Below are 16,014 nucleotides of genomic sequence, written 5' to 3'. Positions count from 1 at the left end.
CAGTTAAATAAAAAGGATTGCAGTGAGTTATTTATCTATTGAATTTGGTTTACTCTTTATCGCTTTCTTTGCCTTATATTGGGGATGTCGAGCATCGCCCAAAGTACAGAATATCCTGCTTTTAACAGCAAGTTATCTTCTTGTTGGTAGCTATAACTGGCAATTTTCGCTTATCCTTTTTATTTATACTTGTGTGATCTATTTGTTTTCAGTGATGATTGTTTCGTCTGAGCATTACGCAAAGCGATGGTTAATTTTAGGAATATGCGTATCAATCATTAATCTGGCATTGTTTAAATACTTTGATTTTTTTCGTTACGAGTTACAGGATTTTCTTAATTTATTGAATTTAAACGTTTTGCTGCCTGTGATAACTGTATTTATTCCAATTGGCATCTCGTTTTATACTTTTCATTCGGTGAGTTATTTAGTTTCTTTAAAAAATAAAGAGTTACCTGTGGCTAATTTTGGGGATCTTGCTTTATTTTTGTCTTTTTTCCCAAGTATTATTGCAGGTCCCATTAACCGTGCTAAAGATTTTTTACCGCAAATTAGCATTAGTCAGCCCCGTGAAATTTTAGAACCATTTCGCGCATTTACGCTGCTTATTTTTGCTGTAATTAAGGTTTATTGTTTAGGTGGTTTAATTAGCGAATATTGGGTTAAACCAATATTTGCTAATCCTACAGAATTTAGTGTGATTGATTTGCTTGTAGGTCTTTATGCCTATGCAATACAAATTTATTTAAATTTTTCAGGATACACTGATTTAGTTACAGGTATCGCATTATTATTAGGATTTCGCTTACCAATCAACTTTAATTTTCCTTATTTAGCGTTGAATTTGAGAGAGTTTTGGATTCGCTGGCATATTAGTTTATCTAGTTGGATCCGCGACTATATTTATATTCCTTTAGGAGGTAGTCGTCGAGGATTTATTCGTACTCAAATTAATGTCATGCTAGCAATGTTACTATCTGGATTATGGCATGGTGCTGGCATCAATTTTATTATTTGGGGAGCATGTCACGGTATTGGTATTGTGGTACTTAACATTGGTGATCGTTATTTAGGAAAAGGTTGGATAGCTATACGCTCACCTTGGGTGGCGCGTTTATTAACATGGCATTATGTTTGTTTTACATGGCTATTTTTTAATAGTGACAGTTTACCTGATGCATTAGATTATATGACAGCATTAGTGCATAACTTCTTTATAGAACCACACTATGCAGAAGCATTTTGGGTTATTAGTTTCATCTACTTTACCTATCCAATAGTTAAAAATTTTACTGAGTGGTTTATTATACAGCTAACTAAAATACCGCATTTATATTTACCTTTGGTATTTATTGTAATTTTGTGGTTAGTTATTTATATTGCGCCATCAGGTATGCCAAATTTTATTTACGCTAATTTTTAATTATGATGATATATAAAAATCGTTTTCAAAAAATAATAAAAAACCAAGATTTGGTTTGAAACAGCAATGTTATAAATTACTGAATAAAAAATGTACTTTAAAAAATTAATTAATAAAAAGAAGAAGATAAACACTACATCTGTTTTTGCTGGTAACTCTTTATCGGCTCGTTATATATTGGTTATATTGTCTGTTACTGCTATTGCATTAATAGCAATTTATTACAAATCAGTACTGATTTATTGCCAACAAGTTTATCATATTGATTTGTTTGAGTTTAGTACAGTTTCTAGTGAAGATATTTCAACAAATTTGTTTGAAGAAAATGAAAGTGGTGAACAAAAATTTCAAGAAAATGCAATTACCCAAATATTAATTCAGCCTACTAAACCGATTGATGTTGCGTTGCCTAATGCTGAAAATAAAACTTATAAGTTATTGGTAACCGAGCTTAAAGATATACAACAAAATAAGAAGATTGAGGAGAGAATAGAAGTAACAGATCAAAAAAATGAGCAAGAAGTAAACACTGAAGGTAGTGAAATAGATTCCAATTTAAGTACATATTCTCATAATACAAATTACAATAACCCAGAAACTCAGCCCATGTTGCAAGATGATTATAAAAAAATACAAGAGGATATCAAATTACACCATGATCTATTACCTATCGAATTAACAAGTAATGATAAAGTATTTTTTGCTGGTGATTCATTAATGCAAGGTATTGCACCATATGTTAAAAAAATGCTCTTTAAACAGTATAAAATAGAAAGCCTTGATTTGAGCAAACAGAGCACAGGTCTTGCTTATCCAAATGCTTTTAATTGGCCAAAAACAATCAATGATAATTTAATTGCAGATCCTTCAATTAAATTACTTGTCGTTTTTCTTGGTGCTAATGATCCTTGGGATTTTCCTGTTAAAGGCTACTCCAAATATGCTAAATTTAAATCTGAATTATGGGAAGAACAATATCGTTTGCGTATTGTATCTATTTTAAATAGTGCTATAGAGCATAATGTTCAAGTACTTTGGCTTGCTGCTCCTTGTATGCGTAAACCAAAATTAAACGATGGCATGATTTATTTAAATAATTTATATAAATCCGAGCTAGAAAAATTTCAACAATATTTTTTGACAACAAATGAATTATTGGGTTGTACATACGAAAAGTTCAGTAATTTTATAGAAACCGATAAAGCAAAAATTAAAGTACGGGTTGATGATGGGGTTCATTTTACACCAACTGGTCAAAAAATTCTGGCAAACGCAATTATGGAAAAAATAATTTATAAAGAATCAGAGGATACCCGTAGTGATTAAATTTTTAAAATATATTATAGCAGTAATTGCATTGACAATTACTGCAGGATGTAGTGTAGCTGAAAGTAAAACTACTACCGTATCTGCTATTGTTGATTTTGGTGATCCTAATGCTAAACTTTTCGCAAAACGTTTAAAATCGTTAGCTAATAACAAACGAACTAATCAAGTGGTTAATATTACGCAATTTGGTGATTCACATTCAGCTGCTGACTTTTTTACTGGTGAATTTAGAACGTTAATGCAACGAAAGTATGGTAACGCGGGTATTGGCTGGGTAACGCCTGTAGCTATAAAAGGGCAAAATCATACAGCTGTTACATGGCGAACTGAAAACTGGGATGTATTAAGTAGCCGAACTTTGAGTAATCTGGATTTTCCTATGGGGGGGATTATAGCCAAGCCAAGTAATGATTTGGCCACTATCCAAATTATTCCAAGAGAATCTAATAATAAATATTGGCAAGTTAAGTTAACCTTTAAAACACTTAAAAACGATCCCAGTTTGCTATCACTTTATGATTCAGATGATAAAAAAATTAATTTAAGTTATACGCCAATTTTAAATGTTTGGCAAACAGCATCGGCAGTGTCTAAAATGCCATTAGTTATAAAAAGTCAAAAAGATATAGAGCTTGGTGGAATTTGGTTAACTCGCTATCAACAATCAGGTGTTACTGTTTCATCTATTGGCACTAATGGTGCTAAACAGACAATTTGGCAAAAGTGGGGTAAAAATTGGTTTAAAGAACTAGCTGTATCACAAAGTGATTTAGTTATTCTTGAATATGGGACAAATGAAAGTTTTGATGAAACATTAGATGCCAGCCAATATCGAAGAAATTTAGTGAATAGTATCAGATTGGTTCGTAAAACATTACCTAATGCTACTATTTTAATAATGACGCCGCCTGATACTATGGTAAACGAAACTGATATGCCGAAATCTTTTGCACAAATAATGAATATTCAAAAGCAAGTCGCTAAGTCGGAAAAAACATTATTTTGGGATTGGCAAGTAGCAATGGGTGGTAGGTTTGCTATTAAACAGTGGCGGCAAAAAGGACTAGCTCGTTCAGATTTAGTGCATCAAACTTTACAAGGCTATAAAGAAAGCGCCCGTATTTTTTATGCGGATTTGAACGAATTTGTTAGAAAAAATAGCTAATTTTTTGATTAAAAGGAATAAATAAGTTATGGTATCACCAATTATTGTTGCAGTTGATTTTGCAGATATTAAATCAGCATGGAATTTTATTGATCGAGTTGATCCCAACGATTGTCGCCTTAAAATAGGTAAAGAGCTTTTTACGCATGCTGGGCCTGATTTTGTCAAACAGATTATGCAAAAAGGTTTTGATGTTTTTTTAGATCTTAAATTTCATGATATTCCAAATACTGTCGCAAAAGCAATTGCTGCAACTGCCGACCTTGGTGTTTGGATGACAAATGTTCATGCTAGTGGTGGTTCACGCATGATGACAGCGGCTAAAGATGCTCTTTATTCATATGGTAAGGATGCGCCAATTTTGATTGCGGTAACAGTATTAACCAGTATGGAGTCAACAGATCTTCAAGAAGTCGGTATCAATATATCGCCTTTAGAGCAAGCGACTAGGTTAGCAATACTTGCTAAAAACTGCGGGCTTGATGGTGTAGTCTGTTCAGCCAAAGAAGTACAAAGTTTCAAAACCCGTTTGGGTAGTGATTTTAAATTGGTGACACCAGGTATTAGACCAGCAGGCACTAATCCAGATGACCAACGTCGTATTATGACACCCCAGCGAGCTCAAGCTGCAGGTTCTGATTATTTAGTGATTGGACGCCCAATCACTCAAGCAGAAGATCCTGCTAAAGCATTACAAACAATTTTAGCAACACTTGATTCAAGTAAGAGTTAATAACATTATTATGTCTGATAATCCACTAGTTTATTCGACCGATAAAGGTCGAATTAGATCAAATGAAACATTTGTTTTACGCCCTAAAGGGGATGGTATTATTCGAATTCAACGACAAACGTCAGGTCGTAAAGGTAAAGGTGTCTGTGTTATAACTGGATTTGATATTGATCATACTCAATTATTACAATTAGCAGCTGAATTGAAAAAACGCTGTGGTTGTGGGGGGGCAGTTAAAGATGGTGCTATTGAAATTCAAGGCGATAAACGAGATTTATTAAAGTCGTTGCTAGAAGATAAAGGATTTAAAGTAAAATTAGCTGGGGGCTGATTTAATCTATAAAAATAGCGTCCACAATATGGACGCCGATTTACAGCATAATAGATTTTAATTAGAGCGATAACTACGCATCTTTTTACTGATTTCTCTACGTTCTTTTGAAATTTCAGCATTTTTAATAATATAATCATCAACACGATCATCGTAATCGCTTTTCATATTAGCAATAATCGCTTGAAGCTCTTCATAAGTCATATCTGGTTTAATATACTCACTTAAGTTTTCAAGCAACAGTACTCTTTTTTGGTTATCACGAATTTTCTTTTCGTTATCTGATATTTCACGTTTTAACTTATTTAAACGGCGTGATAAACGAATGTATTCTAATACATCTTGAAACGATGGTGCGGTTGATTTTTCCTTGTCCATCTAAAACCCCTTATTTCAAAAAATGGAAAATAAACTTATACCAATTATATACCAATAATTTTTTAAGATCATATTAATATATTTTTAAACAAAATGATATTTCTGTATATTAGCTATCTGCTGAGTGTTAGCTATTTTAAATTCGGTCTTAAGCAGATTTTATTTCTAAATATTTATTAAAATATTGTTTTATTATATAAAGTTAGATGTGTAATAACATAAAAATAAAAACAGCTATTAAGAATTAGTGCAAAGTATTGTACAATAGTCACCAAATTTGTAAAAAGTGCCAGAATGAGAGAATCATAATGAGCTGGATTGAAAAAATTCTTAGTAAAAATAATATATCGTCAGATCATAAAAAGGCGAATATTCCTGGTGGCGTTTGGACAAAATGTACTAACTGTGATGAAGTCATTTATCAAGCTGAACTAGATCTTAATTTAGAAGTTTGTCCAAAATGTGATCACCATATGCATATCCCTGCCCGTGTACGTTTATACCGTTTTTTAGATGAGGGTTCGGATGTCGAAATTGGTGCAGATCTTATGCCTAAAGATATCTTAAAATTTAAAGATACTAAAAAATATAAAGATCGTTTAACAGCAGCTCAAAAAGAAACTCACGAAAAAGAAGCAATGGTTGTTATGAAGGGTACATTACTAGGTGTACCTGTGGTTGTTGCTTGTTTTGAATTTGCCTTCATTGGCGGTTCAATGTCTTCTGTTGTTGGTGCATTATTCACTCGTGCCGCAGAGCAAGCCATTGAGGATAAATGTCCTTTAATTTGTTTTTCAACAAGTGGTGGCGCACGAATGCAAGAAGCACTATTCTCATTAATGCAAATGGCAAAAACCAGTGCTATTCTTGCTAAAATGCAAGATGAAGGTTTACCCTATATTTCAGTAATGACCGACCCAACCATGGGAGGTGTATCGGCAAGCCTAGCAATGTTGGGAGATATTAATATTGCTGAACCTAAAGCATTAATTGGTTTTGCAGGTCCTCGAGTGATTCAACAAACTGTTCGCGAAACATTGCCAGAAGGGTTTCAACGTAGTGAATTTTTACTTGAAAAAGGTGCAATTGATATGATCATTCATCGCAAAGATATGCGTTCAAAAATTGCCAGTTTAGTAACAAAATTAATGAAACTACCTGATCCGTTTAATGAAGCAACCCTTAACGAGACAGTTTAATTGAGTATGCTAAACAATCAACCGAATGCCATGTCGGATCTAAAGACATGGCTTTGTTATTTAGAGCAACTACATCCTATAACCATCGACTTAGGTTTAGAACGAGTAAAAACTGTAGCTCAGCGTCTTAATTTATTACAACCAGCGCCTTATGTTTTTACCGTTGCTGGCACCAATGGCAAAGGAACTACTTGTCGAACGCTTGAAATGATATTGCTTGAAGCAAATTTCAAAGTTGGTGTTTATAGTTCTCCTCATTTATTACATTTTACGGAACGGGTACGTATTAATAATCAAGAATCAAGTGAACAACAAACCGTAAAAGCCTTTGTAGAAATAGAACAAGCCAGAGGTGAGATATCGCTTACCTATTTTGAATATGCAACACTTGCTGCACTTTATCAATTTAAACAAGCAAAATTAGATGTAGTTATATTAGAAGTTGGTCTTGGTGGGCGGCTTGATGCAACTAATATCGTTGATGCTGATGTGGCAGTTATTACAACTATTGGTATTGATCATGTTGATTATTTAGGTGATACCAGTGAAAGTATCGGACGTGAAAAAGCAGGCATTTTTAAACCTAAAAGTATTGCTATTGTTGGTGAGCCAGATGTGCCAGAATCTATCCTGAATGTGGCAAAAGCTGTGAATTGCTCTGTCTATAGGGTGAATAGTGATTGGTATTATCAACAAATTAACAAAGATTCATGGACTTTTGAGTCAAAATTCAAACAGTATAAAAATTTACCTATTGCCAATGTTCCTTTAGCTAATGCAGCAACTGCAATTGCAGCTATAAATTATTCATCACTTAAAATAACACAAGATGAAATAACAAAAGGACTGGCAAAATCCAATTTAATTGGACGTTTTCAAATTATTCAAACATCACCACTAGTTATTTTAGATGTAGCACATAACCCACATGCAGCAGCCTATTTAACACAACAATTAGAAAAGCTGAAAGCAGAATATTTACATGTAGGTAAAGTTAGATTTGTTGTTGGTATGCTTAAAGATAAAGATATTAAAAGTACCTTAGCCATCTTAAAAGGTGATAAATGGTATTGCGCTTCACTTTATGGTGAACGAGGTTGTAGCGCTGAAGTGTTAAAACAACACTTACTAAATGAAGGTGAGCTCAATATATCAACATTTGATACGGTATCTAAGGCCTATCAAAAGTCAATGCGGGATGCTAAAGAGGATGATATTATCGTGGTATGTGGTTCATTTCATACCGTATCGGAAGTGTTAACTGAAATTGAGCATTAAGTGGAATTAATCATGGCGGACAATCAACAAAATAATCTCAAGAATCAAAATAAAGTAAGAAATCGCCTTGTAGGTTTTGCTACATTATTACTTATTATCGCAGCATTTGCACCATGGATCTTAACCGATAAATCTAATTCACGAACTTCAACAACACCAATATTGCAACCAGAAGTTATTTCTCAGCAAAATCAATCAGTAACATCACCTAATAATATTGACGATAGTTTAACTAGCAGTGAATCTGAGGTTTCTTATCTATCGGATTTGGAGCAAGAGCTAAATTCATCCGATATCATAGATGGTGCTGATGATTCAACAACTATAACTAAACCTTCAATATCACAGCAAGAATCTAAACCTTATATGATTCAACTTACGGCATTAAAAAATAGGCAAAAAATAGAAGAGTTAGTTGCATTATTAAGATTAAATAATTATAGCGTTAGAACAATACCTCAACAGCCTGAGCCCAATCAATTAATTAAATTACAAGTTGGTCCTTATGCTAAAAAAGAGCAGGCAGAACAAGTTATTATTAACTTAAACAACCTTACAAAATTGAAAGGTATTATAGTTACTAATTAATTGTTACTTTGCTTGTTTTATATTGTAAATAGCAATTAATATAAAATATTATTAATATAGAATTGAGAGTTATTATGATGAACTGGGTTGATTTTACAATTATTGGTATAATTGCTTTTTCTGCATTAATTAGTATTGTACGAGGTTTTGTACGAGAAGCGTTATCATTAATTAGCTGGATATTAGCCTTTTTTATTTCCAGCAGATTTTATATCTATATTACCGATTATTTAACTTATTTTGATAGTGATGTTATACGTATTGCTGTAGCAATTGTTATCTTATTTATTGCTACTTTACTGGTCTGTGCGATTATATCCTATATTATTGGGCAATTAGTACAAAAAACAGGATTATCTGGCACTGATCGTGTATTAGGTATCTGTTTTGGCGTGTTACGTGGAATCCTAGTTGTTGCCGCTGTGCTCTTTTTTGTTGATACTTTTACACCGTTATCTCAATCACCTTACTGGAGCCAATCGCAGCTTATTCCGCATTTTCATTTTATTATTCGTTGGTTTTTTGATTTTATACAACAGTCTTCTTCGTTTTTAGTACAATAGATTTGAGGTAACCATAGTATGTGTGGTGTTGTTGGTATAGTAGGATATAGTACTGTTAATCAATCTATTTATGATGCATTGACGGTTTTGCAACATCGAGGGCAAGATGCCGCAGGCATAGTAACCATAGATGAACAAAATCGCTTTCGTTTACGTAAAGCGAATGGTTTAGTAAAAGATGTATTTCAAGAACATCATATGCAGCGATTGCAAGGCAATTTGGGCATAGGGCATATTCGTTATCCTACCGCAGGTAGTTCTAGCCCGTCCGAAGCACAACCTTTTTATGTCAATTCACCTTATGGTATTGCGCTTGCTCATAATGGAAATTTAACCAATACTGATGAGTTGCGTAATAAAGTATTTGAACTTGCAAGGCGTCATATTAATACAAATTCTGATTCAGAAGTGCTACTTAATATTTTTGCTAATGAACTTGACAAGTTTCCCACCTATCCATTAACTGCCGATAATATTTTTACAGCTATACATAATGTTCATAACATAATCAAAGGTGCATATGCTTGTGTTGCAATGATAATTGGTCATGGTCTTGTTGCCTTTCGTGATCCTTATGGAATTCGCCCATTGGTCATTGGTAAACGGGTACTTAAGAATCAGAAAATTGAATATATGGTTGCCTCTGAAAGTGTAGCATTAGACATTCTTGATTTTGAGTTTATGCGTGATGTTGAACCTGGTGAAGCAATTTATATTACCCAAGATGGACAATTATATTCTAAGCAATGTTCGGATTGCCCTCAATATTATCCATGTATTTTTGAATATGTTTATTTTGCAAGACCTGATTCATTAATGAATGGTGTTTCAGTTTATCAATCACGCATTCAAATGGGACAAAAGTTGGGAGCTAAAATAGCAAGAGAGTGGAAAGATGTTGATATTGATGTTGTTATCCCTATACCTGAAACATCTTGCGATGCCGCTCTTGAAATTGCACGTATTTTAAATAAACCTTACCGACAAGGATTTGTGAAAAATCGCTATGTTGGACGCACTTTTATTATGCCTGGTCAAAGTGCTAGAAGAATATCAGTAAGAAGAAAGCTCAATGCTAATCGCATTGAATTTGAAGGCAAAAATGTACTATTAGTTGACGATTCAATTGTCAGAGGTACAACCTCAAAAGAAATTCTTGAAATGGTACGTTCTGTTGGTGCCAAAAAAGTTTATTTAGCATCTGCTGCGCCAGAAATTAGGCATCCAAATGTTTATGGTATTGATATGCCTGTTGCAAGCGAACTTATTGCTTATAACCGAACAGTTGATGAAATAGCAAAAGATATCGGTGCTGATAAACTTATATTTCAGGATTTATCTGATTTAATTAATTCAATTACAGAGCAAAACCCAAACATTCATCATTTGGAGTGTTCTGTTTTTGATGGAAAATATGTTACTAAAGGGATCGATGATAGTTATTTATCATTATTAGAACAAAAAAGAAATGATACTAGAAAAAATTCATCTCTTAAAGAATCAGAAAATCTAGAAATTTATAATGAAGGGCAATAAACAATAAGAAATTTTGTAAAAATATAAAACATACACAAAGACTTAAAATTTATATTTTAGGTCTTTTATTAATTTGAGCAGATTTATTTAATTCATTGTCTGTACAGTTAATATAAATAAGAAAATTATCTAATTAAATCTCTATATAAATTCTTTTAACCTTCTCGTATTTACATAAGATTACAAAAATTAACAAAAATTAACAAAAATTAACAAAAAACACAATACGCAAACAAATGAATAATAACAAATTTACAAAAAACATAAAAAAATGTAATAAATTATTTTGATAAATGACTTTTTTGTAATAAAATTAGAGCAGATAAAAACTTTTGTAAAGAAATTTAAGGGGCAAAAGTTAATAATGATAAAAGTACTGCTATTTAATGATTATAGTTAATATTGACAGTGAGTTTATGTTGTTTGTTTTATCGGTGAAATATAAGGAATGTTAGGATGAAAAAAAATCTTAATTTAACTGTTATCTCTGCATTTGTAATAGCCACATTAGGATGGCAAAATGCTTTTGCTGTTGATACTCAGTTATCGCAAGACCCCGTAGATAATAACAAAATAATTGAGTTAAAGGATGGTACGAAAGCTCGCGAAATGATCAACAATCAGCAGCGTAGTCTTTATCAAATTGCACTTTTAAGTCGTATTTCTGTTTCAGAATTACGTGCAATGAATGCAGGGCGATTTGATAAAAAAGATGTTGTTGAAGTTGGTGAACGTATCGTTCTACCAGAAAACTCATTATTATTGCCTGCAATTAAATTAAAAAATGTTAAAAAAGATAAATATGCCAATTTACCTAAATTAGGTTCAGATGATAATTACGATGTAAAACAAGATAAAAATGCATTATCAACTCAAATTGCATCAACATTGCAAACTTTAGCTAGTCAAGATTGGAAACAAATAACATCATCAGATAATGGTGGTTTATCTGGGCATTTGAAAAATAGAGGTAAAGATTACGCAGAAAGTTATGTGCGTAATGGTGTTAAAAACCAAGTTGTTAATCCAGTTAATAGTGCTGTTCAAGACTTTTTAGGTCGTTTTGGTACAGCTCAATTACAATTTGATTTAAGTGATAAAGGCGAATTTAATAATGTTAATCTAAAGTTATTTAGCCCATGGTATGACACAGACGATACATTAATATTTAGTCAGATCTCTTTTCAGGAATATGAACATAATCGTCGAATAGGTAACTTTGGTATCGGTCAACGTTGGGATGTTGCCGATAAAAAATGGTTACTTGGTTATAACGTGTTTCTTGATCACGATTTCCAGCGTGCGCACAACCGTTTAGGTATTGGTACAGAAGCATGGACTGATTATATGAAGTTAGCAGCTAACTATTACCATCCTTTATCTGATTGGAAAGATTCTAGAGATTTTGAAGATTATTTAGAACGTGCAGCAAGAGGTTTTGATCTTCGATTCCAAGGTTATTTACCGCAATATCCTCATTTAGGTGGATCACTGATGTATGAACAATACTATGGTGATAAAGTTGCTCTATTTGGTAAAGACAACTTACAAAAAGATCCAAGAGCAGTTACTGTTGGTCTAGATTATACTCCAGTTTCTCTTTTCACTATTAAGGCTGAACATAAACGAGGTCAAGATAATAAAAAGGCAACTAAAGCTGAGTTAACGATGAACTATCGTATAGGTACTCCATTAAAAGATCAGCTAGATCCAGATATGGTTCAATCTGCGCGTTCTTTAAAAGGTAGCCGTTATGATTTAGTTGACCGTAACAATTACATTGTTCTTGAGTATAAAGAAAAGAAAATGTCTGTTGATTTAGGACTGGAACAACCTCAATTAATCGAAGGGCAGACTTATCCGTTAAGCATCAGTGTGCATAATGCTAAGAATCTAACCAGTTTAGCGTGGGCTGGTGATATGTTAGAAATTGATGCTGGAGGCGGTTTCTTATGTGCGGCAACAGGAATATGTAGTGCATCGACTTGGCTAAGTCCTTCAGTTGATACCAATAACTGGAAAATTGTGGCGCCTAGCTATGTTGACCAAAATGGTCAGCGTCGACCGATAAGTACTAATGGCAAATATTCCTTATCAGTATCAGTTACAGATAGTCGTGGTAAATCTGCAACATCGAACTTAATTAGTTTTGAAGTGTTACCAGATCCAGTAATGCGTAAAATTGGAGTATGGGCAGTAGATACTGCAGGTAATAAAACAACGTTAGCAACACAAACGGCAGATGGTTTAAGCAGTGTGTCGATATTAGCAACTCTTGTAAAACCTAAAGTATACAATGGTGCAATCAATTCATCTCAAGATGTTGATGGTTTTAGTGATATTGGACTAATGAACCGTATACCTAACACATTTAAAGAATTTGCAAGTTTATGGACGGCAACTAGTAATGGTCGAAAATTACCTTTAATTGATGGTACTTCTGGCAATGTGAATCAATGCCCAGAACAAAGAGCCTGTGTTATTGTAAAATCGTTTGAAAAGGTGGTGAAAGATCAACAAGTATCAACTAATGCTTCAACTGCTGCTGGTTTAGCTGTTATTGGTGATAGTTATGTATTAGATGTAGCAACAAATATTAATGGCATAATTGATTTTTCAATTTCACTAGATCAGTATGGATTGGGGACATCATTTAATCAAGCATCTATTGATTTCACCGGAGGTAGTGCTAGCCGTCTTGAAGTTTGGAATAGTTCTGGAGTGTTAGTAGCTAGAAGTTCAGGTTCTTTGCTTCAGTTTGATCCAGCTGGTCCAAACGAATGGCGTGTAGGTCAAGAATATCTTGTTAAAGCCTTTGCTGCTGATGGCACTCCGATAACGAATCCGTATGTGATTTGGTCATTAGTTGGTTCGAATGCTGCTGCTTGTCCTGGCGTAGCTACAACATTGCCAGATGCTGCTAGTAATCCAAATGGACCTTGGTTTAACGTTGCAATGGGAACAGATATTCATTATCTAATACAAGGTAAAAACGGTAGTTATGCAACATTAGGTACTAGTATTCCAGCAGCATCAGGTGCGCCAAATAATCTAGACTTAAGACAAGTAACATCTTCTCCTCGTGCATGTGCAGGGGACCAAGGATTCAAATTGCAAGTGACAGTTTTATGATAAATACAAGTTTGGATTACCGATAACTGTCGGTAATCTGGTAAAGGGGACACCTACTTAATGGTGTGTTTATATAACTATAATGTGTTAGTTTATAGAAAAATAGGAAGTTAAACATGAAAAATCTTACAATTAAAAAAGTTGCACTAGGCTTATTTCTAGCTGGCTATGCAGCAAGTAGTTCGTTTGCTGCGTTACAGAAAGAAACTGCTAATCTTATCAACGGTAATGCACCAGTATTGAAATCCAGTACAGATGTAGCTAACAAATTGACTGTCGATATAATCCATGCGGATGGTACAGCATATGCTGCAGGTGACGTAGTTAGAGTAGGTGATAAAGTTCATATAAAATATCGATTAGCTGATTTAGATGGTGATACTGATAATACTTCTGCAGGAAAAGTAAAAGCGTCACTCGAAGTTTCTGGAAAAGATTCAACTAATACTTGGGCTGTCATTCCAACACCTACGGTAGTATCAACTTATGATGCTACCGACCCGGAATTAGGTGAACTTGAATTTGAATTTACCAATGATTTCGTTGGTAAAAGCAGCATTGGTTTCAAGCTTAGAGCAGAAACTGAATTTGGTCTTCCTACAAAAGGTCAGTGGGTATGGACAAGCGATATCTTTGGGGCAGGCATACCTAATCATGATGATACTAATCCAAGTAACCCTGGAGCTCCAGATTCTGATGGTCACCTTCCTGGAGGGCCTGGTGAAGGTAACTCTAGTAATGACGGTAATGGTACAAATCCTGGCCCTATTATGCCTACAAGTGGTGAGTTAGGTATTTTCCTAGTTGATAGCACAGGTAACCTTTTAAATCGCGAAAGCTATACTAAATCAGGTTCTACTTTAGTACCTAAATATGGCGAAAGATATGCAGCTATAGTATGGAATGATGTAAATGCTGATGGTATTTATCAAAATACTGAATCTGAGTATACTCGTGACTTTAGGTTTGAATGGCATGTAACAGGTAATAGTGATGACGTCTCATCTACAGATGGTTTTGTAGGTACTAATATAACAGCTGATACAGCTTCTCTTACCGGTAATGGAAATAGAGAAGGCACAAATGATACTATCTTCTTAGGTTCTGATGTCTCTGGTACTAAGCATAACAGTGTTTATAGCTTTAGCACCCATAAAGCAGGTATTCAAGGTTACAAACTTCAAGTTAAAACAAACTAATTGTAAGCTAGATTCTTACATTATAAAAGCCACTCTTCGGAGTGGTTTTTTATTAGCTTGTGGTTTTAATTTAATATTGAAGGTATTAGGTAAAATACAGTTTGTATCTTGTCTATTTTAGTCTTGATATAAAACCGATAAACTCAGTAAAACTATAATAATTAAATTCTCACTTCTTATTATTAACTTAATGATTTAAAATGGCACTAAATTTAACTCGATGTAATTTACAATGAATATTCCTTGGCAAGATCTTGACCCTGAAACGTTAAATAACCTTATAGAATATTTTGTATTGCGTGAAGGTACTGATTACGGTTTATACGAAACATCATTACAAGAAAAAGTTAACGATGTTAAACTTCAGTTAGCAAATGGTTCTGCAGTCATATTTTGGTCACAATTACATGAAACAATTGATATTAAACTAATTAAATAATGATTGTATGTTAATATATGATTTATTGTGTAACTTTGTTATAGTGTCTTGGATGTAAATTAAATAGAGAGGTAGCAATAATGATTGGTAAACCGCAATCGGATACAACGTTAGAATGGTTTTTATCTCACTGCCATATTCATAAATACCCAGCTAAGAGCACCCTTATACACCAAGGTGAAAAAGCAGAAACTCTCTATTATATTTTAAAAGGTTCTGTCGCTGTTTTGATTAAAGATGATGAAGGTAACGAAATGATTTTGTCTTACTTGAATCAAAATCAGTTTTTAGGTGAATTAGGCCTTTTTGAAGAAGGCACCGAGCGAAGTGCTTGGGTTAAAGCCAAAACAAGTTGTGAAGTGGCCGAAATTTCATACAAAAAATTTAAGCAGCTCGTTCAAGTCAATCCTGATATTTTAATGCGACTTGCCAGCCAAATGGCAAGTCGATTACAAGTAACTTCTGAAAAGGTCAGCAATTTGGCATTTTTGGATGTAGCTGGACGCATTGCACAAACACTTTTAAATCTTGCAAAACAACCTGATGCAATGACTCATCCTGATGGTATGCAAATTAAAATTACACGGCAAGAAATAGGGCAAATAGTTGGTTGTTCACGAGAAACAGTTGGACGAATTTTAAAAATGCTTGAAGATCAACATTTGATTTCTGCACATGGTAAAACGATTGTCGTTTATGGTACACGTTAATTGGTCAAAAT

The 16,014-nt window shown here is 33.7% G+C and carries 15 protein-coding genes; 14 read left to right on the top strand and 1 reads right to left on the bottom strand.

Features of this window, described 5'->3' with window-relative positions; all coding sequences use genetic code 11:
* The first annotated feature begins 22 nt into the window (after positions 1 to 22).
* The 5 genes from A9G31_RS05510 to yciH all read left to right on the top strand — a co-directional run bounded on the left by A9G31_RS05510 (position 23) and on the right by yciH (position 4,981).
* Complete coding sequence (locus A9G31_RS05510) at positions 23 to 1,423, top strand: MBOAT family O-acyltransferase (RefSeq protein WP_065560798.1); 1,401 nt, start codon at positions 23 to 25, stop codon at positions 1,421 to 1,423.
* Positions 1,424 to 1,513: 90 nt separating this feature from the next.
* Complete coding sequence (locus A9G31_RS05505) at positions 1,514 to 2,749, top strand: SGNH/GDSL hydrolase family protein (RefSeq protein ID WP_065560797.1); 1,236 nt, start codon at positions 1,514 to 1,516, stop codon at positions 2,747 to 2,749.
* Positions 2,742 to 3,917: a GDSL-type esterase/lipase family protein gene (locus A9G31_RS05500; protein ID WP_065560796.1), complete on the top strand. Its 1,176-nt coding sequence runs from the start codon at positions 2,742 to 2,744 to the stop codon at positions 3,915 to 3,917. Before A9G31_RS05505 ends, A9G31_RS05500 begins: the two co-directional genes overlap by 8 nt.
* Positions 3,918 to 3,945: 28 nt before the next feature.
* On the top strand, positions 3,946 to 4,650 hold the full coding sequence (pyrF, locus tag A9G31_RS05495; RefSeq protein WP_065560795.1) for an orotidine-5'-phosphate decarboxylase: 705 nt from the start codon (positions 3,946 to 3,948) through the stop codon (positions 4,648 to 4,650).
* 7 nt (positions 4,651 to 4,657) lie between these two features.
* A complete protein-coding gene (gene yciH / locus A9G31_RS05490; RefSeq protein ID WP_141671391.1) occupies positions 4,658 to 4,981 on the top strand; it encodes a stress response translation initiation inhibitor YciH in 324 nt (107 codons plus the stop codon).
* A 57-nt stretch (positions 4,982 to 5,038) separates the two neighbouring features.
* On the opposite strand, the gene tmaR is transcribed toward yciH, so the two are convergent.
* The gene (gene tmaR / locus A9G31_RS05485) at positions 5,039 to 5,359 is read right to left on the bottom strand and encodes a PTS system regulator TmaR (RefSeq protein ID WP_034910282.1); all 321 of its coding nucleotides are present in this window, start codon (positions 5,357 to 5,359) and stop codon (positions 5,039 to 5,041) included.
* Positions 5,360 to 5,667: 308 nt separating this feature from the next.
* Between tmaR and accD the strand changes: the two genes are divergently transcribed.
* The 9 genes from accD to crp all read left to right on the top strand — a co-directional run bounded on the left by accD (position 5,668) and on the right by crp (position 16,003).
* Positions 5,668 to 6,558, top strand: coding sequence for an acetyl-CoA carboxylase, carboxyltransferase subunit beta (gene accD, locus A9G31_RS05480; RefSeq protein ID WP_065560793.1), 891 nt, complete (start codon positions 5,668 to 5,670; stop codon positions 6,556 to 6,558).
* Between the two features lie 6 nt (positions 6,559 to 6,564).
* Entirely contained in the window at positions 6,565 to 7,836 is a 1,272-nt protein-coding gene (folC, locus tag A9G31_RS05475; protein WP_065560824.1) for a bifunctional tetrahydrofolate synthase/dihydrofolate synthase, read from the top strand.
* A 12-nt stretch (positions 7,837 to 7,848) separates the two neighbouring features.
* Positions 7,849 to 8,424 (top strand): SPOR domain-containing protein, encoded by a 576-nt coding sequence (locus A9G31_RS05470; protein WP_065560792.1) that lies wholly within the window; start codon positions 7,849 to 7,851, stop codon positions 8,422 to 8,424.
* A 77-nt stretch (positions 8,425 to 8,501) separates the two neighbouring features.
* A complete protein-coding gene (locus tag A9G31_RS05465) occupies positions 8,502 to 8,987 on the top strand; it encodes a CvpA family protein (protein ID WP_065560823.1) in 486 nt (161 codons plus the stop codon).
* A gap of 18 nt (positions 8,988 to 9,005) precedes the next feature.
* Positions 9,006 to 10,523, top strand: a complete 1,518-nt coding sequence (gene purF / locus A9G31_RS05460) for an amidophosphoribosyltransferase (protein ID WP_065560791.1) — start codon at positions 9,006 to 9,008, stop codon at positions 10,521 to 10,523.
* Between the two features lie 456 nt (positions 10,524 to 10,979).
* Positions 10,980 to 13,655: an inverse autotransporter beta domain-containing protein gene (locus A9G31_RS05455; RefSeq protein WP_065560790.1), complete on the top strand. Its 2,676-nt coding sequence runs from the start codon at positions 10,980 to 10,982 to the stop codon at positions 13,653 to 13,655.
* Positions 13,656 to 13,894: 239 nt separating this feature from the next.
* Positions 13,895 to 14,854 carry a hypothetical protein gene (locus tag A9G31_RS05450; RefSeq protein WP_141671388.1) on the top strand — a complete coding sequence of 320 codons (960 nt, stop codon included), beginning with the start codon at positions 13,895 to 13,897 and terminating at the stop codon, positions 14,852 to 14,854.
* 232 nt (positions 14,855 to 15,086) lie between these two features.
* On the top strand, positions 15,087 to 15,293 hold the full coding sequence (locus A9G31_RS05445) for a YheU family protein (protein ID WP_065560788.1): 207 nt from the start codon (positions 15,087 to 15,089) through the stop codon (positions 15,291 to 15,293).
* Between the two features lie 77 nt (positions 15,294 to 15,370).
* Positions 15,371 to 16,003 (top strand): cAMP-activated global transcriptional regulator CRP, encoded by a 633-nt coding sequence (crp, locus tag A9G31_RS05440; protein ID WP_065560787.1) that lies wholly within the window; start codon positions 15,371 to 15,373, stop codon positions 16,001 to 16,003.
* Positions 16,004 to 16,014 lie beyond the last annotated feature (11 nt).

The organism is Gilliamella sp. Gris1-4 (assembly GCF_001690335.1).
Lineage (GTDB): Bacteria > Pseudomonadota > Gammaproteobacteria > Enterobacterales > Orbaceae > Gilliamella > Gilliamella apicola_P.
This window is presented reverse-complemented; position numbering and strand designations above follow the sequence as displayed.